Raw genomic sequence first — 20833 nt, forward strand, 5'->3', positions numbered from 1 at the left:
CCTCCAGGTGTCTCGTCAGGCGTTGCGGCGGTAGAAGGGCAGCTCGACCACCCGCACCGCAACGGGCTTGCCGCGCAGGTCCACCTGCAGCTGGCTGCCGGGTTCGGCGTGGTCGCGGTCCACGTAGGCCATGGCGATCGGGTGCCCCAGAGTCGGCGACGGCGCACCACTGGTGACCACGCCGATCTCGGCCCCGTCGGCGTCCAGCACGCGGTAGCCGTGGCGGGGCGCGCGCCGCTGGTCGGTGGTCAGCCCCACCAGGGTGCGGTCGGTGGGCTTCTCCGCCGCCGCGGCCAGCGCCGCCCTGCCGACGAAATCGCCCGGTTTGTCGAGCTTGACGACCCGGCCCAGGTTGGCGTGGTAGGGCGTGAGGTCGGCGGACAGCTCGTTGCCGTACAGCGGCATGCCCGCCTCCAGCCGCAGCGTGTCGCGGCAGGACAGTCCGGCCGGCTGCAGGTCGTGCGCGGCGCCGGACTCGGTCAGCGCCTGCCAGACGGCCTCGGCGTCGCCGGGTGCGGTGAACAGCTCGAAGCCGTCCTCGCCGGTGTAACCGGTGCGGGCCAGCAGCACGTCCCGGCCCGCGACCTGGCTGCGGTAGCCCGCGTAGTACCTGACCTCGTCGAGGTTCGTGCTGGTCAGCGGGGCAAGGATGGCGACCGCGTGGGGGCCCTGCACCGCGATGAGCGCGTAGGAGTCGGAGACGTCCTGGTGCTGGGCGTCGAACCCGGCCACCCGCTCGGCCAGCTGGGCGGAGACCACGGCGGCGTTGGCCGCGTTCGCCACCACCAGGAACTCCTGTTCCTCGAGCCGGTACACGATCAGGTCGTCGAGCACGCCGCCCTCGGCGTTGCAGATCATCGTGTAGCGGGCGCGGCCCGGCCGGATCGCGGACGCGTGGGCGACCAGCGCGTAGTCCAGCGCCTCGGCGGCCTGCGGCCCGGTGATCCGGATCTCGCCCATGTGGCTCAGGTCGAACAGTCCGGCGGCGGTGCGCACCGCGTTGTGCTCCGCGGTGTCCCCGCGGTAGCGCAGCGGCATCTGCCAACCGGCGAACTCGGTGAACGTGGCACCGAGTGCCTCGTGCACGTGGTGCAACGGCGTCCGTCGTGGCGACGACATTGAGACTCCTCCTGGGTGGGCGCCGGTCGGCAGTCGAGGGCCGGTCAGCTCACTGCGCCCAACCTTATCGGGGGCACCTCGACCCCGACCTGCGCGGGTTGGCGCTGGTCGGGCGGTCTCCCCGGAGTCATTGGCCTGAGAGTTTCACCACTCGCGACGGGTGGCTTGCACCGTGGGCGAGAAGCGCGTGCTTCTGCTTTTCTCCGTGTTCGCCTGGTGCCGTGCGGTGACGGTGCCTGAGAGTTTGCTGGGGAGTGTTGCTCCTTCGGCGCCCCGCCCGCAGCGAGGTCTCTCCCGCACGACGTCATCGGCGCGGTCTTCAGTTGTGCGATCTGAACCTACGGACGGGGGCGGACCGAAGTCAACCGACCGGGGCCCGCGGGCGACGGTCACTCCCGCGGTGTTCCGCTCGTGGTGGTCAGGTCGCGGTACTGCTTCTGGAGGCCGTCGATGAGGGCTTCGAGGGCCAGCTCGAAGCTGCCCTCGTCGATCTCCGCCGCGTGCTCGCGCAGCAGGTGGGCCTTGTTCAGGTGCGGGAAGCGCTCGTCGTAGAGGGCCGCGTCCGCCGGGAAGCCGCTGCTGAACGAACCCAGGGCCGAGCCCACCACCAGGTACTTCGTCGAGGCGCCGATCATCGTCGCGTAGCGCTGCGGCCAGCCCGCCCTGGTCAGGCCACCGTGCACCGCGTCCGCCCGGCGCAGCGCGTTCTCCCGGCGGGCCGGGCCCGAGGCCAGAAACGGGACCAGGTTCGGGTGCGCCACCAGGGCCGCCCGGTAGGAGCGGGCCCAGGTGCGCAGGCCCGTCGTCCAGTCCTGCTCGAACCCCGAGACGTCCACCGCGGCCATCACGTCGTCGGCGATCTCGTGCAGCAGCTGGTCCTTGGTCGCCACGTGGTTGTACAGCGATGCCGCGCGCACCCCGAGCCGGTCGGCCAGCCGCCGCATGGACAGCGCCTCCAGGCCCTCGGCGTCGATGATCTCCAGCCCGACGCGCCGGATGCGTTCCGGGGACAGCAGGGGGGTGCTCGGTCTGGGCACGGTCCTCCTCCTCACCAATCCCTTGCGGTGCTCGCCGGGACGGTTTTAGGCTGCCATAAAACTAACGTCGTTAGTTAGGTGGTCGTGGGAAAGGAACTCCGGCGATGGTCGACTTCTCGCTGTCCGACACCGAGCGCGACATCCGCGACTGGGTCCGCAACTTCGTCCGGCGCGAGCTGGTGCCGCTGGAGCCCGAGGTGCTGCGTCGGGAACGGGCGGGTGAGCGCGGCCTGACCAGGGAGGAGCAGCGGGCCCTCCAGGACAAGGCGAGGCAGGCCGGGTTCTGGGGCGTGCAGACCCCCGAGGAGTACGGCGGCATGGGTCTGTCCGCGGTGATGACCGCGCTGATCGAGGTCGAACTCGGCCGCACCTTCGTGCCGTTCCGGTTCGGCGGCTACGCCGACAACATCCTCTACCACGCCAACGAGGAGCAGAAGCAGCGCTACCTCATCCCCACCATCGAGGGCGAGCGCACGTCCTGCTTCGCGATCACCGAGCCCGGCGCCGGATCGGACGCCAAGAACCTGCGCACCACCGCGGTCCGGGACGGCGACGAGTGGGTGATCAACGGCGAGAAGACCTTCATCACCGGTGGCATCGACGCCGACTTCGTGATGGTCTTCGCCGTCACCGACCGGGACAGGGGCGCCAACGGCGGCGTCACCTGCTTCCTGGTCGACCGGGACATGGGCTGGAAGTCCGAGCCGATCGACATCATGGGCCCGTGGGAGCGCCAGCCCGCCGCCCTGGTGTTCGACAACGTGCGCGTGCCGCGCAGCAACGTACTCGGCGAGGTCGGCCACGGCTTCGCACTCGCCATGCAGTGGATCGGCCGCGGCCGCTACCTGCTGCCCGCCCGCGCCCTCGGCGCGTGCGAACGGCTGGTCGAGATGGGTGTGGAATACGCCAAAACCCGCGAGACCTTCGGCAAGCCGCTTGCCGAGCGGCAGGCCATCCAGTGGATGATCGCCGACTCGGCGGTGGAGATCGAGGCGCTGCGCTGGCTGGTGCTGCAGGCCGCCTGGCAGGTCGACCAGGGCATGGACTCGCGGCACGCGCAGTCCATCGCCAAGCTCTACGGCGGCACCCGCGCCAACGAGATCGTCGACCGCATCCTGCAGATCCACGGCGGCATGGGCTACACCAAGGAACTGCCCATCGAGCGCTGGTACCGCGACCTGCGCCTGCTACGCATCTTCGAAGGAACCGACGAGATCCAGCGCCGCACCATCGCCCGCAACGTGCTCAACGGCCACGCCTCCCTCGGCGGCGTCCTCGGGTAGGGCCCGGGCGGTTCCGGCGCGCTGAAGCATGACCGTTTCGTCGGTAGCCTGGTGGTAGCCGTGACCGCGACCCGCCGGGAGGAACGATGTCGCTGTTGAAGAAGGTCACCGAGTTCGCCCACAGCCCGCAGGGCAGGAAGGTGCTCGACCAGGCCAAGAAGTACGCCTCCGACCCGAAGAACAAGGAGAAGATCGACCAGGTCGTGCACAAGCTCTTCGGCAAGGGTGGCAAGAGCCACTGACTCTCCTGCGCCATGCCCCCGGCACCACGCCGGGGGCATGCCGTAGATCGCCTGATCATCGGCTGTGCGGCGGCGCGATCGACAGTAGAGTCGCGCCGGGTGCCCAGCGAAGAGCCGCGGAGGGTGCGATGGGCAGCGCGTACGTGGTCGGGACGTTCGACACCAAGGGCACCGAACTGCGCTACGTCGCCGGACTCCTGGCGCGCGGGCACTCCGTGGTCACCGTGGACCTGTCCACCAGCGGTGCCGCCTCCGATGCCGACGTTCCGGCTGCGGCGGTCGCCGCGCATCACCCGGACGGGGCCGAAGCGGTGTTCACCGGTGAGCGCGGCACGGCTGTGGCGTCGATGGCCGCGGCGTTCGAGCGGTTCGTGGTGGGCCGGGACATCGACGGCATCATCGGCCTCGGCGGCTCGGGTGGCACGGCGCTGATCGCACCGGCGATGCGCGCCCTGCCGATCGGCGTGCCCAAGATCCTGGTGTCCACTGTGGCTTCCGGCGACGTCTCGCCCTATGTGGACGCAACGGACATCGCGATGTTCCCGTCCGTCACCGACGTGGCCGGACTGAACCACATCTCCCGCCGCGTGCTGGGCAACGCCGCGCACGCGCTGCTGGGCGCACTGACCCACCCCGTGCCGCCGCACGAGGGCAAACCGGCCGTCGCGCTCACCATGTTCGGGGTCACCACACCATGCGTGACCGCGGTGGCCCGGGAACTGGCCGCCGACCACGACCCGCTGGTGTTCCACGCGACCGGCACCGGCGGCCGGGCCATGGAGAAACTCGTCGACGACGGCCTGGTGTGCGCGGTGCTGGACATCAGCACCACCGAGGTGTGCGACCTGATCGCCGGGGGAGTGATGAGCGCGGGCGAGCAGCGGCTGGACGCCATCGCCCGCACCCGTGTGCCCTACGTCGGCTCCTGCGGAGCCCTCGACATGGTGAACTTCGGCGCGCTGGACACGGTTCCGGCCCGGTACCGGAACCGCACCCTGCACGTGCACAACCCGCAGGTGACGTTGATGCGCACCACCGCCGACGAGTGCCGCCGGATCGGGGAGTTCATCGCCGCCAAGCTCAACGCCTGCCATGGACCGGTGCGGTTCCTGCTGCCGGAGGGCGGGGTGTCCATGTTGGACGCTCCGGGGCAGCCGTTCCACGACCCCGGGGCCGACGCGGTGCTGTTCGACACGATCGAGGAGCGGTTGCAGCAGACCACCGACCGCCGGCTGCGGCGGTTGCCGCACCACATCAACGATCCCGAGTTCGCCGCGGCACTCGTCGCGGCCTTCCGCGACATCGCTTTCCAGGAGGCACGATGAGCCGATTCGACCGCGCCGAGCTGATGCGGCGGTTGCGCGCCAAGGTGGCGCGCGGCGAGCCGATCGTCGGCGGCGGGGCGGGCACCGGGCTGTCGGCGAAGTGCGAGGAAGCCGGCGGCATCGATGTGATCGTCATCTACAACTCGGGCCGCTACCGGATGGCCGGGCGCGGGTCGCTGGCCGGGCTGCTGGCCTACGGCAACGCCAACGAGATCGTGCTGGAGATGGCCCGCGAGGTGCTGCCGGTGGTGCGGCACACCCCGGTGCTGGCCGGGGTCAACGGCACCGACCCGTTCCTGCTGCGCGACCGGTTCCTGGCCGAGCTGCGCGACCTCGGCTTCGCCGGCATCCAGAACTTCCCGACCGTCGGGCTCATCGACGGCGTCTTCCGGGCCAACCTGGAGGAGACCGGCATGGGCTACGGGCTGGAGGTGGAGCTGGTCGCCGCCGCGCACGAGGCCGACCTGCTCACCACGCCGTACGTGTTCTCCAGCGACGACGCGCGGGCGATGACCGAGGCGGGCGCGGACATCGTCGTCTGCCACCTGGGGTTGACCACCGGCGGTGCGATCGGCGCCCAGACGGCCAGGTCCCTCGACGACTGCGTGGCGCTGATCGACGAGTGGTCAGCGGCGGCGACCGAGGTGCGCGAGGACGTGCTGGTGCTCTGCCACGGCGGGCCGATCTCGATGCCGGAGGACGCGGCCTACGTGCTGTCGCGGACCAAGCGCTGCCACGGCTTCTACGGGGCCAGCAGCATGGAGCGGCTGCCCACCGAGCGGGCGCTGACCGAGCAGACCCGGGCGTTTCGGAACCTGACGAAGTGAGCTGGTGGAGGTAGCGGTGGCGAAGTCCTACGCGAGCGCGGTGATCGAGGCCCCGGCCGAGCAGGTGTGGCAGGTAGTGCGCGACTTCGACGGACTGCCGAGGTGGCATCCGGCGATCACCGCCAGCGAGATCGAGGACGGCGCGGCGGCCGACACGGTGGGCTGCGTCCGGCACCTGACGTTGGCCGACGGCGGGGTGGTCCGCGAGCAGCTGGTGTCGCTGGACGACGCCGACCGCAGCTACACCTACGACATCGTCGAGAGCCCGTTTCCGGTGCGCAGCTACCGCGCCACCATTCGCGTGCGCCCGATCACCGACACCGGACACAGCTTCGTGGAGTGGTACGCGCACTACGACGCGGACGCGGCCGACGAGGACCAACTCGACCGGACGTTCGCCACGGACGTCTATCGGACCGGGTTGACCGCCCTGCGCAACCACCTCCGCAACCCGAACACGGGCGTGTGGGGTGTTGGTGACGCGTGACGGGCGCCCCTGACCAGGCAGGTCGGGCAACGGGGCCCCGCATCCGTCAGCCCCCTTCGCTCGGCTGGGTGATGGTGGGGCGTACCCCGTGCGGAACGGGCGCGCGGCGGGGGTCCTAGAGTCTGGCGCGTGCCAAGCAGCGTCACCCACCCCGCCGCGGACACCGCCCAGGCCGACCGGGTCGTCGTCACCGGAGGATCCGGTTTCGTCGGCCGAGCCGTGGTGCGCGCCTTCCTGGAGCGCGGCACCCCGGTCACCGTCGTCGACCTGCACGAGCCACCCGCCGAGCTGCGTCACGAGCTGCTGACCCACGTGCCCGGCGACCTGCGAAACGCCGCGGTGCGCGACGCAGCGGTGCCGGAGGGCGCCGCCGGGATCATCCACCTGGCCGCGATCACCTCCGTGCTGCGCTCGGTGGACCGGCCCGTCGAGACCTACGCCAACAATGTCGAGGTCACCCAGGAACTGCTGGAACTGGCCCGGCAGCGCGGGGTCGGCCGCTTCGTGCTGGCCTCCACCAACGCCGTCGTCGGCGACATCGGCCACGGCACGATCACCGAGACGCTGCCGCTGCGCCCGCTCACGCCCTACGGCGCCACCAAGGCCGCCTGCGAGATGCTGCTGTCCGGCTACGCGGGGGCCTACGGCATGGCGACCTGCGCGCTGCGCTTCACCAACATCTACGGCCCGGGCATGGGCCACAAGGACAGCTTCATCCCCCGCCTGATGCGGGCCGCGCTGGCGAACACCGGCGTCGAGGTGTACGGCGACGGGGCCCAGCGCCGCGACTTCGTGCACCTCAACGACGTCGTGCAGGGCGTGCTCGCCGCGTGGGACAAGCAGTACACCGGCACGGCGATCATCGGCTCCGGCCGGTCCATCACGGTGCTGGAGCTCATCGACGCGGTCCGCGCCGCCACCGGCGAGCCGCTGCCGGTCACCCACGTGCCCGCCAAGAACGGCGAGATGCCCGCGGTGATCGTGGACATCACCAGGGCGCAGCGGGAGCTCGGCTACGCACCGGACGTCGAACTGACCGACGGGCTGCGCACCGTCTGGGCGGACTTCCGCCGCGGGATGCCATGACGGGAGCGCTCGCGCGGGTCCTGCGGCGGCACTGGCTGCTGGCGCTGCTCGTGCTGGCCGGCCTGGCCCTGCGGGTCGTGGTGCAGCTGGCCTACCGGCCCGCGCTGCTCTACATCGACTCGTTCCGCTACCTCGACGACGTCGGGGCGTTCTTCCCGGGCGGCCTCAACCCGGTCGGCTACGAGGTCTTCCTGTGGCCGCTGCTGGCCGTCGGCAACCTGACCCTGGTGGTCGCCGTGCAGCACCTGCTCGGTCTCGGCCTGGGGGTGGGCAGCTACGCGCTGCTGCAGCGGCTGGGTGTGCGGTCCTGGATCGCCGCGGTGGCCGCGGCCCCGGTGCTGCTGGACGCCTACCAGCTGCAGATCGAGCACAACATCATGTCGGACCTGCTGTTCCAGGTCCTGCTGCTGGCCGCGATCGGGGTGCTGACGTGGTGGGGCCCGCCCGGCCCGAAACTCGCCGCGCTGGCCGGGGTGGTGCTGGCCGCCGCCGTGGTGGTGCGCCTCGTCGGCGTCACCCTGGTCATCCCGGCCGCGTTGTTCGTGCTGCTGGCCGCCGGGCGGCGACCGCGCGACGGCTGGCGGCGACGGCTGGTCGCCACCGCGGCGCTCGGCGGCGCGTTCGTCGCGGGCGTGTTCGGCTACGCGCTGTACCACCTGGCCTGCACCGGAGCGCTGGGCATCGGCGGTTCCCACGGCGGGGCGCTCTACGGGCGGGCCGCGGTGGTCGCCGACTGCGAACACCTCGACCTCACCCCCGAGGAGCGGCTGGTCTGCCCGGCCGAGCCGTTCGAGCAGCGCCAGCGCAACGGCATCGACTTCTACATCCACTTCTGGCACGTCCACGACAACGTCGAGCAGTTCCTGCCGGAGGACATGGACGTCGCCACCGCGCAGGGCTCGTTCACCCGTAAGGTGCTGCTGCACCAGCCGCTGGACATGGTCGGCGGGATGGTCGAGGACTTCGGCAAGGGGTTCGCCCCCACCCGCACCCAGACGCCCGGCGACGTGCCGCTGGATCGCTGGCAGTTCCAGGTCCGGTACCCGATGTACGCGCCGGACTGGTACGTCACCGAGTGGGCCGAGCTCTACGACGACGGGCAGCTGTCGGTCGATTCGGACCTGGCCGGGTTCCTGCGCGCCTACCAGCTCGGCGGCGGTTACACGCCCGGCACCGCGCTGGGCGGCGCGCTCCTCCTCGCCGCGCTGGCCGTGCTCGGCGTGGGCCGGGCGCGCCGTTCCGGGCTGCGCGCGGTCTGCCTGCTCCCGGCGGGCCTGGCGACGACCGTGCTGGCCACCGCGGCCGCCATGGAGTTCTCGTGGCGCTACCAGCTGCCCGGTCTGCTGCTGATCCCACTCGCCGGGGCGCTCGGTGTCACGGCGCTGACCGGCCACCGCCGCCCCGAATCACCGGCCCCGACCGTATTGCACAAGGAGAGTCAGATGCCCAGCTTCCCCGACGAGGTCGACCAGGCAGCGCTGGAGGACTACGCCGCGCGCTGCGGCGACCACCGGTTCGCGCCGGTGGTCGTGCTGATCGCCGCCTACAACGAGGAGGAGTCGCTCGGCGAGGTGCTGGACTCGATTCCGGCCCGCTGCTGCGACCTGGACGTCGACAAGCTCGTGGTGGTCGACGGCGCCACCGACCGCACCGCCGAGGTCGCGATCAAGCACGGTGCCTGGACCTGCGTCGCGCCGACCAACCGCGGGCAGGGCGCGGCGCTGCGGCTCGGCTACCGGCTGGCGGCCGAGCGCGGCGCGCGCTACGTCATCACCACCGACGCGGACGGCCAGTACGACATCACCGAGCTGCCGATGCTGCTGCGCCCGCTTCTCGACGGCCGCGCCGACTTCGTCACCGGCTCGCGGCGGCTGGGCAGCAACGAGCGTCCCGCGCTGATCCGCCGAATCGGCACCCACGTGTTCGCCTGGCTGGTCAGCGCGCTGACCGGGCAGCGCATCACCGACACGTCCTTCGGGTTCCGCGGGATGCGCGTCGAGGTGCCGAACTCGGTGACCCTGGAGCAGCCGCAGTACCAGTCCTCGGAGCTGCTGGTCGGCGTGCTCAGCCACGGCTACCGGGTGCTGGAGCAGCCGATGCGGATGCGGCCGCGCGTCGCCGGGCGGAGCAAGAAGGGCAACGACCTGCTCTACGGCTACCGCTACGCGCGGGTCGTGCTGGGCACCTGGTGGCGGGAGCGCCGCACCCGCCACACCGCGGGCGAGCAGGAGCGGGTCAGCGAGCCCGCTGCGGTGGGCGAGCGGTGAACACCAACCGGTCCACCAGCACGAACTTGACCACGAACATCACCGCGTAGGTGCCCACGAAGGCGCCCCACACGACGGCGACCTGGCCGGGCCGGGACTGCGGGAACAGCACGTGCGCCAGCGACTCGGCGTGGTGCGTGGCCAGCGCGGCCAGCAGTGCGGTGCCCACCGAGATCACCGCGTAGCGCACGATCTCGCCGCGCAGCGCCTCCCGGCCGCCCCCACCCCAGGTGCGCCGGTTGAGGGTGAAGTTCGGGACGGCCCCACCCAGCCAGGCCAGCACCGTGGCCACCACCGGCGCCGCACCCAACGAGTAGGACAGCAGGAAAACGAGCTGGCTGATGCCGGTCGCCACGACCGAGGCCGCGGCGAAGCGGCTCAGCAACCGCCAGTACCGTCGTGCGGCGGGGCGCTCGGCGGTCTGCGCCACGGTGGCTCCTCTCGGGCGGGCGGTTGCTCCGGTGGCACCATACCCAGTCGGCATTCCCAGCTGATTCCCAGCTTGAGCCGGGAAACGGGCAGCCCTTCGGGCGAAGGTCACGAGATGAGAACATGCCCGATGTTGTATCCATCGGGTGAAGCCGCGCAGCGGCGCGACATGGAGGAGATCAAGGCGTGCGAATCCTCGTCCTCGGGGGGGACGGCTACCTCGGGTGGCCGACCGCCCTGCACCTGTCCGACTGCGGCCATGAGGTCGCCGTCGCCGACAACTACGCGCGACGTGGCTACGACCATGAGATGGGGGTGGACAGCCTCGTCCCGATCGAGCCGATGCAGGTCCGCCTCGACGCCTGGCGCGAGGTCTCGGGCAGGACCATCCGGTCCTACTACGGCGACCTCGTCGACGGCGAGTTCACCGTCGAGATGGTCGCCGACTTCCGCCCGGACGCCATCGTGCACTTCGCCGAGCAGCGCGCCGCGCCGTACTCGATGATCGACCGCAAGCACGCGGTGTACACCCAGTACAACAACGTGGTCGGCACCCTCAACGTGCTGTTCGCGATCCAGCAGGTGGACCCGGAGATCCACCTGGTCAAGCTGGGCACGATGGGCGAGTACGGCACGCCCAACATCGACATCGAGGAGGGCTGGCTGGAGGTCACGCACAACGGTCGCACCGACCGGGTGCTGTACCCGAAGAAGCCGGGCTCCTTCTACCACCTGAGCAAGGTGCACGACAGCCACAACATCGAGTTCGCCTGCCGGATCTGGGGTCTGCGCGCCACCGACCTCAACCAGGGTGTGGTGTACGGCCAGGAGACCCCGCAGACCGCGCGGGACCAGCGGCTGGCCACGCGGTTCGACTACGACGCGATCTTCGGCACCGTGCTCAACCGGTTCGTCATCCAGGCCGTGCTCGGGCACCCGCTGACGGTCTATGGCACCGGCGGGCAGACCCGCGGTCTGATCGACATCCGCGACACCGTGGAGTGCATCCGGCTGGCGGCGGAGAATCCGGCCGACCGCGGCGAGTTTCGGGTGTTCAACCAGATGACCGAGGCGTACTCGGTCGGCGAGATCGCCAAGATCGTGGCCAACAGCTATGCGGGACCGGTCGAGATCGAGTACCTGGACAACCCGCGGGTCGAGCAGGGCGAGCACTACTACAACGTCAAGCACACTGGCCTGATCGAGCTGGGTCTGCAGCCGCATCTGCTGTCGAACACGCTCATCGAGTCGCTGTTCCGGGTGGCGGACAAGTACAAGGAGCGGGTGGACCTCGCCGCGATGCGGCCCACGGTCAACTGGCGGCAGGCCGCCAACCCGCTGCGCGCGCCGCGCTGACACCCCTCAGCCGTTCCGGAGGGGGCTGGCTGACTGCGTGGCCCGGGCTGCTGCGCCAACCGGACCTACGACACGGCCGACTGGGGGCTGGAATATGCCACCCAGTCGGGGCACACTGGGCTGCACACGTTGCGGTCGCGTCCAAGGGCCGTGGTACGGGGAGCGGTGCCCCGGGCGCGGAGCAGTGGCTCCGCCTCCCGGGGCGCCTACCGTGTGTCGGGGGGCTTCCACACGGTCTACTGAACAGTAACTCGTTCGGACGGCCGCTGCGATACGGCACGTGGGTAATTTGTTGCGGGGACCGACCTACTTCCGCGTGACGGCGCCCGTCACCCGGTTGGCCGGTGAGCAGCGCGCGGTTGGTCCCCGGCGAAGGCTCCCAGGTGCAGGCAAACTTGGCGGTCGGTCCCCGTCCCGAGTCGTGTGCCGCGTCAGTTGCGGACCGGTTCGCCGGTCTCCTCGACCTCGTCGAACTCGCGCCGCTCGGCCAGCACCACCCGGACCGTGTAGGCAATCGCGGCCACCCAGGCCACCACGATCGCGGCGTAGATGATCGTCGACGACGGGGCGGGCAGGTCGATGTTCTTGATCAGCGTCCGGGCGTTGGTCAGCACGATCAGCCCGCCCGCGCCGACGCCGATCAGCCGCATCGGCACGATCCGTACCAGGTACGCCGCCAGCGGCGCCGCGATGACCCCGCCGAGCAGCAGCGCGCCCACCATGGTCCAGGACAGCTCCTGGTGCGCCAGCGAGGTCAGAAAGCCCAGGCTGGCCGCGAACGCGATCAGAAACTCGCTGGTGTCGACCGAGCCGATGACCTTGCGTGGTTCCACCTTGCCGGTGCTCAGCAGCGTCGGCGTCGCCACCGGGCCCCAGCCGCCACCACCGGTGGCGTCGACGAACCCGGCGACCAGGCCGAGCGGTGCGAGCAGCTTGGGGCTCACGCCGGTGAGCTGCCGGCGGCGCAGCGGGCGGACGGCGAACTTCAGCAGCACGTAGATCCCGAGCACCAGCAGGATCGTGGACATCCACGGCTCGGCGGCCTCGGTGGAGAGGTTGCTCAGCACGGTGGCGCCGAGGAAGGCGCCGACCGCGCCCGGCACGCCGAGGGTCAGCACCACCTTCCAGTCCACATTGCCGAACCGCCAGTGCGACAGGCCCGATGCCACCGACGTGCCGAGCTCCGCGAGGTGCACGGACGCCGACGCGAGCGCGGGGCTGAGCCCTGCGGTGAGCAGGATCGTCGTCGAGGTCACCCCGTAGGCCATGCCGAGGGAGCCGTCGACCAACTGCGCGACGAAACCACCGATCGCGAAGATCAGGAATGCTTGCACGATGTCTCCGTTAGGTGCGGGGTGCCTGGACGGGCGCGCGGCGGAACGGGCGCGAGCAGCGCCTGCCGTGATGAGAGGGAAGTCGAGCAGAGGTGGAAGCGGGGCCTACCGCGTGCACCGACACCCTGCGGAGGTGACGCGGCGCAGGTCTACGTGGAGGCGCTGCACCAGCAGCCGCCACTGATCACCAGGCGTCATGCGGGACAGTGAATCAGATCAGGCCGTCGTGTGGCACCGGCTCCCAGACTGCGGGAGGGATGACCGCGGTGTGTGCCCAAGACCACTTTCGGCGGTACTCGATCTCGTGAGCAGTGTTCCACCGACCGCCGCCTGATCTGTCCGGTGTGGACTCGCCGCCGGCCGGATGCGGTGCGCGGTGGTCGCAACCGGGTTCGTCCTGGCGTGATCGATTCACGCCAGACCTGCGAAAACGCCGATTTCGGCGCTGGTTGGGCAGCTGGGGTTGCGGTCCTGTCGCAGCCGCGCACGAACACGCGTGCGGCAGACCTCGCCGTTATCAGAAGGTCATCTTCTTTGATTTCGAAGAGTAATCAGTTGGGCAGTGCCAGTGCGCTTTGATCTCCTCAAACGGGTGAACGATTGCATGTATCGGTAACGCTCCGCTACGTTCGGCGCTCGCAAGTCACGGTTCGGTCACGTCACGCGCCTCGCCCCCGAGAGGTGCTCCCGCGCTCCCCCGGCGGGAAGGGACCGGATCCCCCCGAGACGGAAGGTCAAGATGGGCAAGCACCGCAAGGAGGGCGGCCATCCCCCGAAGACCGCCTCCCTGGTCCGCAACAAGGTGGCTGCCGTGCTCGTCGCCGGTGGCGCCTTGGCAGCCGTCGGCCAGCCGCTGGCCGACGCCGAACCCGGTCCGGTCGAGCGACCCACGCAGGTGGCCGGCAACCACGACCTGAGACTGGCGCTCACCGGCACCGAGCAGACCCCGGCCGCGGTCAGGCTGCTCGCGGCCCAGCGCCCCGTCGACTCGCGCGTCGAGTCGCAGAAGATCGACAAGAGCCAGGCCATCGAGCAGGCCCGCATCGCCCGCGAGGAAGCGGCTGCGGCCGCCAGGCGCGCGGCCGAGGAGGAAGCGGCCCGCAAGGCCTCGGACTACGTCAAGCCCGCCGAAGGCACGTTCACCTCCGGCTTCGGTGCCCGGTGGGGCACCAGCCACTACGGCATCGACATCGCCAACAGCATCGGCACGCCGATCCGCTCGGTGGCGGCCGGGAAGGTGATCAACGCTGGTCCGGCCAGCGGCTTCGGACTGTGGGTGCGGGTCCAGCACGACGACGGCACGATCACCGTCTACGGCCACGTCAACACGATCGAGGTCAGCGTCGGCCAGCGGGTCGGCGCCGGCGAGCAGATCGCCACGATGGGCAACCGCGGCCAGTCCACCGGGCCGCACCTGCACTTCGAGGTGATCCAGAACGGCAAGAAGATCAACCCGCTGCCCTGGTTGAGCGCGCGCGGCATCTCCGTGCAGTGACGCGCCCCCCAGCTGCCGCCCGGGACCCGAAATCCCCCGACGGGTTCCGGGCGGCGTCACATCTGATCGCCTCGCATGCCGCCACCTTCGGTGCGCGGCGCCGGTCAGTCGCTGACCGCCTCGGTGGGGCGGTCCTCCTCCAGGCGCTGGCGTAACCACGCGAGCGTGCGGGCCAGCAGGCGGGAGACGTGCATCTGGGAGATGCCGATCTGTTCGGCGATCTGCGTCTGGGTCATGCCGCGGAAGAACCGCATCACCAGGATGCGCCGCTCCCGCTCCGGCAGCTCCGCCAGCAGCGGGCGCACCATCTCCCGGTTCTCCACCTCGGCCAGCTCGGCGTCGTCGGAGCCGATGGCGTCGCCGAGCGGGATCTCGTCGGTGTCGGTCAGCAGCTCGTCCAGCGAGGCGCTGCGGTAGGCGTTGCCCGCCTCCAGCCCGCGGTAGACGTCGTCGGTGCTGATCCCCAGGTTCCTGGCGAGCTCGCTCGGCGTCGGCGCGCGCCCCAGCTCCTGCGACAGGCGGGCGATCGCCGCCGACACCGACAGGTGCAGCTCCTGCAGCCGACGCGGCATCCGCACCGCCCACCCGGTGTCGCGGAAGTGCCGCCGGACCTCGCCCATGATCGTCGGCACCGCGTAGGACAAGAAGTCCACGCCGCGGTTCGGGTCGAACCGGTCCACCGCGTTGATCAGACCGAGCGTCGCCACCTGCGCGAGGTCCTCCTGCGACTCGCCGCGATGGCTGAACCGACGGGCGATGTGCTCGGCGACCGGCAGGTGCTCGGTCACCAGGGTGTCGCGCAACTCGGCGCGACGCGGATCGTGCTCGTCGAGCTCCGCGAGCTCGACGAACAGCGGCGCCAGTCGGTCGTAGCGCTCGTTGCGGGAGTGTGCAGTCGGCTCGGTTTCCGCTCGCTTCACCCGTGGGCCGTCCGTCCCTTGGTCAACTCGATCCGGACCAGGTGACTGCCGTTGGCAGTCGGGTCCGACTCGACCGAGGTTGACACATCATCGGCGAGCGCGCTGAGCACGCGCCAGCTGAAGGTGTCCTTACGCGGACCGAACGCGTCGTCGCTGGACACCTCCGCCGTCACCGACAGCCCGTGGTCATCGGAGCGGAACCGGCACACCAGGGTCGCTGCCGGGGCTGCGAGCCGGATCAGCGTCGAACACGCCTCGTCCACCGCCAGCCGCAGGTCCGCGATGGAGTCGACGTCGTAGTCCGCGCGCATGGCAAGGTCCCCGACCACCGCCCGCATCACCGCCAGCTGGGCGGGCTCCGCTGCGATCCGCACCTCGACGAGGTTCGTCGCGGACTTCTCCGGCTCCACAGAAGCGAGCTCCCGCTCCACGCTCATTCCGGCACCTCGTCTCAGTTCGGTGCGTGCCGCGCACACCTTACTCACAGTCACCTGGTACCCGAGCCCTGCACCGAACAAACGGGCGGCTCGGGCTACAAAAGGGTGATCCAGTACTCCCAGAACGCCTGCAGGACCAGGACCACGATCACCAGATACCACACCACGAGCACCGTGCTGTGGAACCGGGCCAGCGCCGCGCCGGTGCCCGGTCGGCCACCGAGGTCGCCGCTGGTGAGATTGCGCAACGTCGTGTACCAGAACAGCGGGATCGTCGTGGCCCACACGACCATGCAGTACGGGCACAGCGCGCCGATCGTGTAGAGGCTCTGGACCACCAGCCAGTGGATGAACAGCACGGCCAGCGTGGTCCCGGCCTGCATGCCCAGCCAGAACCAGCGCGGCGGCCGGAACCCGGCCAGCAGCGCGGCCCCGGCGGTGACGATCACCGGGAACGCGGCCACCCCCATCAGCGGGTTGGGGAAGCCCAGCAGCGCCGCCTGCGGGGTGTCCATCACCGTGCCGCAGGACAGGATCGGGTTGATGCTGCACGTCGGCACGTAGTCCGGGTTGGCCAGCTTCTGCAGCTTCTCGACGGTCAGGGCGAACGAGGCCACCAGGCCGACGAGGCCCCCCACGACGTACAGCCAGGCCAGCCCGCGCGGCGCGGCCGGAGCCGGCTGCTCGGCCTCGGCGCGTTCGATGTCGATGCCCGTGGTCACTTCGCGAGCTCCGCGTTCAGCTTGCCGAGGAAGTCGTCGGCCAGCTGCCGGAAGGTCTGCACGTCGTCGCCGGGCTGGTACTTCCGACCGTTGATGAACAGGCTCGGGGTGCCCCTCACCCCGGCGAGGTTGCCGTCGGCGACGTCGGCGTCGATCTTGGCGTTGACCTGCGGCGAGTTCACGTCCTGCCGGAACTTCGCCACATCCAGGCCGATCTGCTGGGCGTACTGCTCGAACAGTGCGCTGGCCTTCGCCGTGTCACTGCTGACGTTCGCGCCGTCGGGAGCCAGCGCCCAGGCTTCGTAGTTGTCGTAGAGGGCGTGGTACATCTCCTTGTACTTGCCCTGCAGCCCGGCGGCCTCGGCGGCCTGCGCCGCCGAGCGCGCCAGCGGGTGGCCCTGCAGCGGGAAGTTGCGCGTGACGAAGGTGATCCGGCCCGCGTAGTCCTTCTCGATCTGCTTGGTCAGCGCGGTGTAGTAGCTGTGGCAGGCCGGGCACTGGTAGTCGAGGAACTCCACGACGGTGACCTTGTTGTCCGGCGAGTCGATCAGCGCGTGGCTGTCCGGTTTGCGCAGCACCTCGGCCGGGACGGCCGGGGCGGGGGCGGCGCTGTCGCCCGAGCCACCGCCGCGGTTGAACAACAGGATCCCGCCGATCACGACGACGGCGACGACCACCACGACGATGGTGAGCACGACGTTCACGGACAGCCCGCCACCGCGGGTCACCGGGTTCTGGTTCTTCGGCATGGTGCGCTATCACCCTCGGGTCCACTCCGGAGCACAACAGGCCCAGTTTCCCGCATTCACTCGATCAGGTTTTTCAGCGGGGGCAACTCACAGCGCGTTTTCAGACCCTTCTCAGCCTTACCGGTTTTCCCACCCGCGGCGTCCGGGTAGCCGTTTTCCGATGAACGATCCGTTCCCGCTGCTCGACCCCGCCGAGCAGGCCAGCCTGCGGCCGTGGCCGGGCGGCACCTGGCACGAGCCGCAGCTGGCGACGCTGACCCACCAGCGGTTCTCCGACCAAAGGTGGATCTTCGAGCGCAAACTGGACGGGGTGCGGGTGATCGCCGGGTGCGACGGGGCGCAGCCGCAGCTGTGGTCCCGCAACCGCAAGCGGGTCGACGCCGCCTACCCCGAGCTCCTCGACGCGCTCAGCGCACAGGGCGCGGAGCGGTTCGTGATCGACGGCGAGGTGGTCGCCTTCGAGGGCAACCAGACCAGCTTCGCCCGGTTGCAGAAGCGGATCCACCTGACCGACCCGCGCGCCGCCCGGCGCACGGGTGTCCCGGTCTACTACTACGTCTTCGACCTGATCGCGTTCGGCGGCGTGGACCTCACCCGCCTGGCGCTGCGGACCCGGAAACGGTTGTTGCGCGAGTGCTTCGAGTTCGCCGATCCGCTGCGCTTCAGCGCGCACCGCTCGGGCACCGGCGAGCAGTACTTCCGAGAGGCGTGCGCGCAGGGCTGGGAGGGGCTGATCGCCAAGCGCGCCGACCGGCCCTACCGCGCGGGACGCAGCCGGGACTGGCTGAAGTTCAAGTGCGTCAACGACCAGGAGTTCGTGATCGGTGGCTTCACCGAGCCCAAGGGATCCCGGGTCGGCTTCGGCGCCCTGCTGGTTGGCTACTACCAGCAGTCCCGGCTGCGCTACGCGGGCAAGGTCGGCACCGGCTACGACGAGCGGACGCTGCGCGACCTGCGCGCCCGGCTGGACGAACTGACCGTCGCGGACCCACCGTTCGCCGACCCGGTCACCGAACCCGGTGCGCACTGGGTGGCGCCGGAACTGGTGGCGCAGGTCGGCTTCACCGAGTGGACCGCCGACGGCAGGCTGCGGCATCCGCGTTTTTCCGGGCTGCGCGAGGACAAACGCCCGTCGGACGTGGTGCGCGAGGGGTGAGCGCTCAGCGCCCGACGATCGGCACCTGGTTGGCGGTGGGCTGGACCGGAGTCTGCGGAGGGCTCCACGCGGCGAGAAGAACAGTCGTGACGACCATCAGTACCGTTCCGACAACCGACACGATCGTGCGGCTGCTGCTCTGCATGCTGGGTGCCCCGGCTTTCTCGCGTAGGGATTCTCGGATGGGAGGCAGGCGGCGGCGGACGTCCCCTAACAGGGGTGTCGCCGCTGACGGGCACAACGTTAACGACCTCCCCGTTGTTCCGGGTGTGACGCGGAACGCCCTGGTAGGGGCGGGTTTTCGGGCTCGGGCCAGAGCCCCCGTTGCTGCAGGTGGCGGATCAGCAACTCTCCGGTGCGGACGACGTGCCGCTGCATGCCCACCCGTGCGGCGACGGGATCACGGTGCTGCAGCGCGGAAAGCACGGCGTGGTGGTCGGCCACCGCGATCTCCCGCCAGTCCGGCAGGTCGCTGAGCACGGTGTGCGGCGTGTAGCGCCGGGCGACGTCGAGGAACCACGCCAGCTTGGGCGACTCGGCGACCCGGGAGACGGTGGTGTGAAAGCGGGTCACCAGCTCGCCCACGTCCACCAGCACGAACGGGCTGGACAACTGCATTTCCTCGTGCAGGGCCGCGAGTTCGGCGAGCTGCGCGGCGCTGATCCGGCTGGCCGCGCGGGCGGCCAGCTCGCCGCCGATGACGGCCTGCAGCCGGTGGGCATCCTCGAAGTCCTGGCAGTCCAGCGGCGCGACGGTGAAGCCGCGGCGGGGTTCGAGGGTGACGAAGCCGTCGCCGCGCAGCGCCAGCAGCGCCTCGCGCACGGGAGTGACGCTCACGCCGAGTTCCTCGGCGAGCCGCTCCAGATGCAGGTGGTCGCCCGGCCGCAGGTCCCCGGCCATGATCCGGTCCCGTAGCCGGGCGGCAAGCGCGTCGGGCAGTCTCGGGGCGTTCGTGCGCATCGCCGTGGGGGTCACCGCGCGACCACCGGCTGTCCGACGACCCCCTGCCGCACATGACGCTGGTGCACGGCCTCGACCGGCACGCCGAGGGCGTGCAGCTGGCCAGCCTGGATCACGCGATGTGGTGTCACGACGTCCTCCGCGCCGACGAGTGGCTTACGACCGGACTGCCCGGTTGTCGCGGGCGGCCGGGTGCTTGGACGCGGCACCGTCTTCGACCGTTCCGGCCCGCCAGGTCGCCACCGTCGCGCAGGAGGGGCGGCGGTGCCTCAGGCGCCTCCGCCGACGGGTCCGAACGGGGCCGGGCGGCCGGTATCGTCCAGAACGTGGTAGCTGATCCTGCCGACTCCGCCACCGAAGTGACGCACGCGCTGGCCCGGGCGCGGCTCGCCGACGTGCCGGCGCTCACCGAGCGGCTGATGGCCGCCATCTTCACCGACAACCCGGAGTGGACCGACTACAGCCCGGTGCCCAAGGAGGACCTCTGGGAGGGCTGCCGCCAGTACCTCGGGCGCATCCTGGAGATCCTCAGCGGTGAGGTGGGCGGCCCGGACGGCGACGACGTCGCGGCCGCGATCGGCCGCCGCCGCGCCGAGCAGGGCGTGCCCTTGGAGGTCATGCTGCGGACCTTCCGGCTCGGTGGGCGGATCGTGTGGGAGGCGCTGGTCGACCAGGCGCACCAGGACGGCGCCGACCCGGACTCGATGCTCGGGGTGGCCACCTCGATCTGGACGGTCATCGACGGGCTGTCCTCGACGCTGTCGACGTCGTACCGCAACACCGAGATGGAGCGGGTGCGCCGCGACGACCAGCGGCGCCACGCGCTGGTGGAGGACCTGCTCGCCGGCCGGGCGCGGGACATCGCGTTCGCGCAGCGCACCGCCAAGGAGCTGGACCTGCCCACCGGCGGGTCGTACCTGGTGGTCGTCGCGGAGATGACCCACGACGGCGGTTTCGCCCTGCGCGGCCACCAGGACGCGCTGAGCGCGCTGCACTTCCGGTCGGTGTGGCAGGTGCGCGCCGACTCGCTGGTGGGACTGATCGCTTTGGAGCAGCGCGGCAAGGATCTCGCGCTGGACGCGCTGCGGCCGCTGGCCCGCGGGCGCGTGGCGGCGTCGCCGGTGGTGCGCGGGCTGGCCGAGGTGGGCCTCGCCCACCAGCTCGCGCTGACCACGCTGGGCACCTCCTCACACGGGGCCGCGGAGCTGGTGACGCTGGAGGAGCGGTTCCCGGAGGCGCTGCTGGTGCAGTCGCCCGACCTGGCGCAACGCCTGCTGGAGACGCAGCTGGGTCCGGTGCTGGAACTGCCGGTGCGGGAGCGCGACATGCTGCTGGACACGCTCACGGCGTGGCTGGAGGAGAACTGCTCCACGGCCAACGCGGCGGTCCGCCTGCACTGCCACCGCAACACCGTGCTCAACCGCCTCCACCGCATCACGTCGCTGATCGGCCAGCCGCTCTACGGCCGCACGGCCTACGTGTCCCTGTCGCTCGCGCTGTCCGCCCTGCGCCTCCGCGACGGCCTGCGCGGCTGAGCCGGCGGGGTTGACAGCCCCGAACGAAAACCCGCCCGGTTCGACGATCACCGGGCGGGCTTGTCGC

20 protein-coding genes and 2 riboswitches are annotated in these 20833 nt (G+C 70.7%); of the genes, 11 read left to right on the plus strand and 9 right to left on the minus strand.

Going from position 1 to position 20833, the window contains the following annotated elements; translation table 11 throughout:
- Positions 1–15: 15 nt before the first annotated feature.
- Positions 16–1119 carry a glycine cleavage system aminomethyltransferase GcvT gene (gene gcvT / locus IEY17_RS05565; protein ID WP_188986126.1) on the minus strand — a complete coding sequence of 368 codons (1104 nt, stop codon included), beginning with the start codon at positions 1117–1119 and terminating at the stop codon, positions 16–18.
- A gap of 114 nt (positions 1120–1233) precedes the next feature.
- Positions 1234–1333, minus strand: a riboswitch (glycine riboswitch).
- Positions 1334–1426: riboswitch (glycine riboswitch) on the minus strand.
- 82 nt (positions 1427–1508) lie between these two features.
- Complete coding sequence (locus tag IEY17_RS05570; protein ID WP_188986128.1) at positions 1509–2156, minus strand: TetR/AcrR family transcriptional regulator; 648 nt, start codon at positions 2154–2156, stop codon at positions 1509–1511.
- 104 nt (positions 2157–2260) lie between these two features.
- Between IEY17_RS05570 and IEY17_RS05575 the strand changes: the two genes are divergently transcribed.
- From IEY17_RS05575 to IEY17_RS05605, 7 genes are all read left to right on the plus strand, one after another.
- Positions 2261–3439 carry an acyl-CoA dehydrogenase family protein gene (locus IEY17_RS05575; RefSeq protein WP_188986130.1) on the plus strand — a complete coding sequence of 393 codons (1179 nt, stop codon included), beginning with the start codon at positions 2261–2263 and terminating at the stop codon, positions 3437–3439.
- 86 nt (positions 3440–3525) lie between these two features.
- Positions 3526–3681 carry a hypothetical protein gene (locus IEY17_RS05580; RefSeq protein WP_188986132.1) on the plus strand — a complete coding sequence of 52 codons (156 nt, stop codon included), beginning with the start codon at positions 3526–3528 and terminating at the stop codon, positions 3679–3681.
- A 128-nt stretch (positions 3682–3809) separates the two neighbouring features.
- Positions 3810–5006 carry a Tm-1-like ATP-binding domain-containing protein gene (locus IEY17_RS05585; protein ID WP_188986134.1) on the plus strand — a complete coding sequence of 399 codons (1197 nt, stop codon included), beginning with the start codon at positions 3810–3812 and terminating at the stop codon, positions 5004–5006.
- Positions 5003–5833, plus strand: a complete 831-nt coding sequence (locus IEY17_RS05590; RefSeq protein WP_188986135.1) for a phosphoenolpyruvate hydrolase family protein — start codon at positions 5003–5005, stop codon at positions 5831–5833. The genes IEY17_RS05585 and IEY17_RS05590 overlap by 4 nt, the downstream gene beginning before the upstream one ends.
- 16 nt (positions 5834–5849) lie before the next feature.
- Positions 5850–6320, plus strand: coding sequence for an SRPBCC family protein (locus IEY17_RS05595; RefSeq protein ID WP_188986137.1), 471 nt, complete (start codon positions 5850–5852; stop codon positions 6318–6320).
- A gap of 129 nt (positions 6321–6449) precedes the next feature.
- Complete coding sequence (locus tag IEY17_RS05600; protein WP_188986139.1) at positions 6450–7406, plus strand: NAD-dependent epimerase/dehydratase family protein; 957 nt, start codon at positions 6450–6452, stop codon at positions 7404–7406.
- Positions 7403–9673 (plus strand): glycosyltransferase family 2 protein, encoded by a 2271-nt coding sequence (locus IEY17_RS05605; protein ID WP_188986141.1) that lies wholly within the window; start codon positions 7403–7405, stop codon positions 9671–9673. The genes IEY17_RS05600 and IEY17_RS05605 overlap by 4 nt, the downstream gene beginning before the upstream one ends.
- On the opposite strand, the gene IEY17_RS05610 is transcribed toward IEY17_RS05605, so the two are convergent.
- Entirely contained in the window at positions 9642–10103 is a 462-nt protein-coding gene (locus tag IEY17_RS05610; RefSeq protein WP_188986143.1) for a GtrA family protein, read from the minus strand. The two genes, IEY17_RS05605 and IEY17_RS05610, sit on opposite strands and share 32 nt — an antisense overlap.
- A 185-nt stretch (positions 10104–10288) precedes the next feature.
- Here IEY17_RS05610 and IEY17_RS05615 point away from each other — a divergent pair, with 185 nt between their 5' ends.
- Positions 10289–11458, plus strand: a complete 1170-nt coding sequence (locus IEY17_RS05615) for an NAD-dependent epimerase/dehydratase family protein (protein WP_188986145.1) — start codon at positions 10289–10291, stop codon at positions 11456–11458.
- 431 nt (positions 11459–11889) lie between these two features.
- Here IEY17_RS05615 and IEY17_RS05620 read toward each other — a convergent pair whose 3' ends face one another.
- Entirely contained in the window at positions 11890–12792 is a 903-nt protein-coding gene (locus tag IEY17_RS05620; protein ID WP_188986148.1) for a sulfite exporter TauE/SafE family protein, read from the minus strand.
- A 739-nt stretch (positions 12793–13531) separates the two neighbouring features.
- Between IEY17_RS05620 and IEY17_RS05625 the strand changes: the two genes are divergently transcribed.
- Positions 13532–14287 (plus strand): M23 family metallopeptidase, encoded by a 756-nt coding sequence (locus tag IEY17_RS05625; RefSeq protein ID WP_188986150.1) that lies wholly within the window; start codon positions 13532–13534, stop codon positions 14285–14287.
- 104 nt (positions 14288–14391) lie between these two features.
- On the opposite strand, the gene IEY17_RS05630 is transcribed toward IEY17_RS05625, so the two are convergent.
- The 4 genes from IEY17_RS05630 to IEY17_RS05645 form a co-directional block, all read right to left on the minus strand.
- Entirely contained in the window at positions 14392–15207 is an 816-nt protein-coding gene (locus IEY17_RS05630; protein ID WP_188986152.1) for an RNA polymerase sigma factor SigF, read from the minus strand.
- Positions 15204–15644 (minus strand): ATP-binding protein, encoded by a 441-nt coding sequence (locus IEY17_RS05635; protein ID WP_188986153.1) that lies wholly within the window; start codon positions 15642–15644, stop codon positions 15204–15206. The genes IEY17_RS05630 and IEY17_RS05635 overlap by 4 nt, the downstream gene beginning before the upstream one ends.
- Positions 15645–15739: 95 nt before the next feature.
- Entirely contained in the window at positions 15740–16366 is a 627-nt protein-coding gene (locus tag IEY17_RS05640; protein ID WP_188986155.1) for a vitamin K epoxide reductase family protein, read from the minus strand.
- Positions 16363–17115: a DsbA family protein gene (locus IEY17_RS05645; protein ID WP_188986157.1), complete on the minus strand. Its 753-nt coding sequence runs from the start codon at positions 17113–17115 to the stop codon at positions 16363–16365. Before IEY17_RS05645 ends, IEY17_RS05640 begins: the two co-directional genes overlap by 4 nt.
- 160 nt (positions 17116–17275) lie before the next feature.
- On the opposite strand from IEY17_RS05645, the gene ligD reads away from it, so the two are divergent.
- On the plus strand, positions 17276–18271 hold the full coding sequence (gene ligD, locus IEY17_RS05650) for a non-homologous end-joining DNA ligase (protein WP_188986159.1): 996 nt from the start codon (positions 17276–17278) through the stop codon (positions 18269–18271).
- Positions 18272–18514: 243 nt separating this feature from the next.
- Here the strand turns inward: ligD and IEY17_RS05655 are convergent, their stop codons facing one another.
- Positions 18515–19231 carry a GntR family transcriptional regulator gene (locus IEY17_RS05655; protein ID WP_188986161.1) on the minus strand — a complete coding sequence of 239 codons (717 nt, stop codon included), beginning with the start codon at positions 19229–19231 and terminating at the stop codon, positions 18515–18517.
- A 326-nt stretch (positions 19232–19557) separates the two neighbouring features.
- Between IEY17_RS05655 and IEY17_RS05660 the strand changes: the two genes are divergently transcribed.
- Complete coding sequence (locus tag IEY17_RS05660; protein ID WP_188986163.1) at positions 19558–20766, plus strand: PucR family transcriptional regulator; 1209 nt, start codon at positions 19558–19560, stop codon at positions 20764–20766.
- Positions 20767–20833 lie beyond the last annotated feature (67 nt).

It is taken from the genome of Saccharopolyspora thermophila (assembly GCF_014646075.1).
Classification (GTDB): Bacteria; Actinomycetota; Actinomycetes; order Mycobacteriales; family Pseudonocardiaceae; genus Saccharopolyspora; species Saccharopolyspora thermophila.

Bases quoted from the DNA above. Each gene is read 5' to 3' on its own strand.
- gcvT (WP_188986126.1), bottom strand. From the start codon at position 1,119: ATGTCGTCGCCACGACGGACGCCGTTGCACCACGTGCACGAGGCACTC.
- IEY17_RS05575 (WP_188986130.1), top strand. From the start codon at position 2,261: ATGGTCGACTTCTCGCTGTCCGACACCGAGCGCGACATCCGCGACTGG.
- IEY17_RS05580 (WP_188986132.1), top strand. From the start codon at position 3,526: ATGTCGCTGTTGAAGAAGGTCACCGAGTTCGCCCACAGCCCGCAGGGC.
- IEY17_RS05585 (WP_188986134.1), top strand. From the start codon at position 3,810: ATGGGCAGCGCGTACGTGGTCGGGACGTTCGACACCAAGGGCACCGAA.
- IEY17_RS05590 (WP_188986135.1), top strand. From the start codon at position 5,003: ATGAGCCGATTCGACCGCGCCGAGCTGATGCGGCGGTTGCGCGCCAAG.
- IEY17_RS05605 (WP_188986141.1), top strand. From the start codon at position 7,403: ATGACGGGAGCGCTCGCGCGGGTCCTGCGGCGGCACTGGCTGCTGGCG.
- IEY17_RS05625 (WP_188986150.1), top strand. From the start codon at position 13,532: ATGGGCAAGCACCGCAAGGAGGGCGGCCATCCCCCGAAGACCGCCTCC.
- IEY17_RS05635 (WP_188986153.1), bottom strand. From the start codon at position 15,644: ATGAGCGTGGAGCGGGAGCTCGCTTCTGTGGAGCCGGAGAAGTCCGCG.
- IEY17_RS05645 (WP_188986157.1), bottom strand. From the start codon at position 17,115: ATGCCGAAGAACCAGAACCCGGTGACCCGCGGTGGCGGGCTGTCCGTG.
- ligD (WP_188986159.1), top strand. From the start codon at position 17,276: ATGAACGATCCGTTCCCGCTGCTCGACCCCGCCGAGCAGGCCAGCCTG.
- IEY17_RS05655 (WP_188986161.1), bottom strand. From the start codon at position 19,231: ATGCGCACGAACGCCCCGAGACTGCCCGACGCGCTTGCCGCCCGGCTA.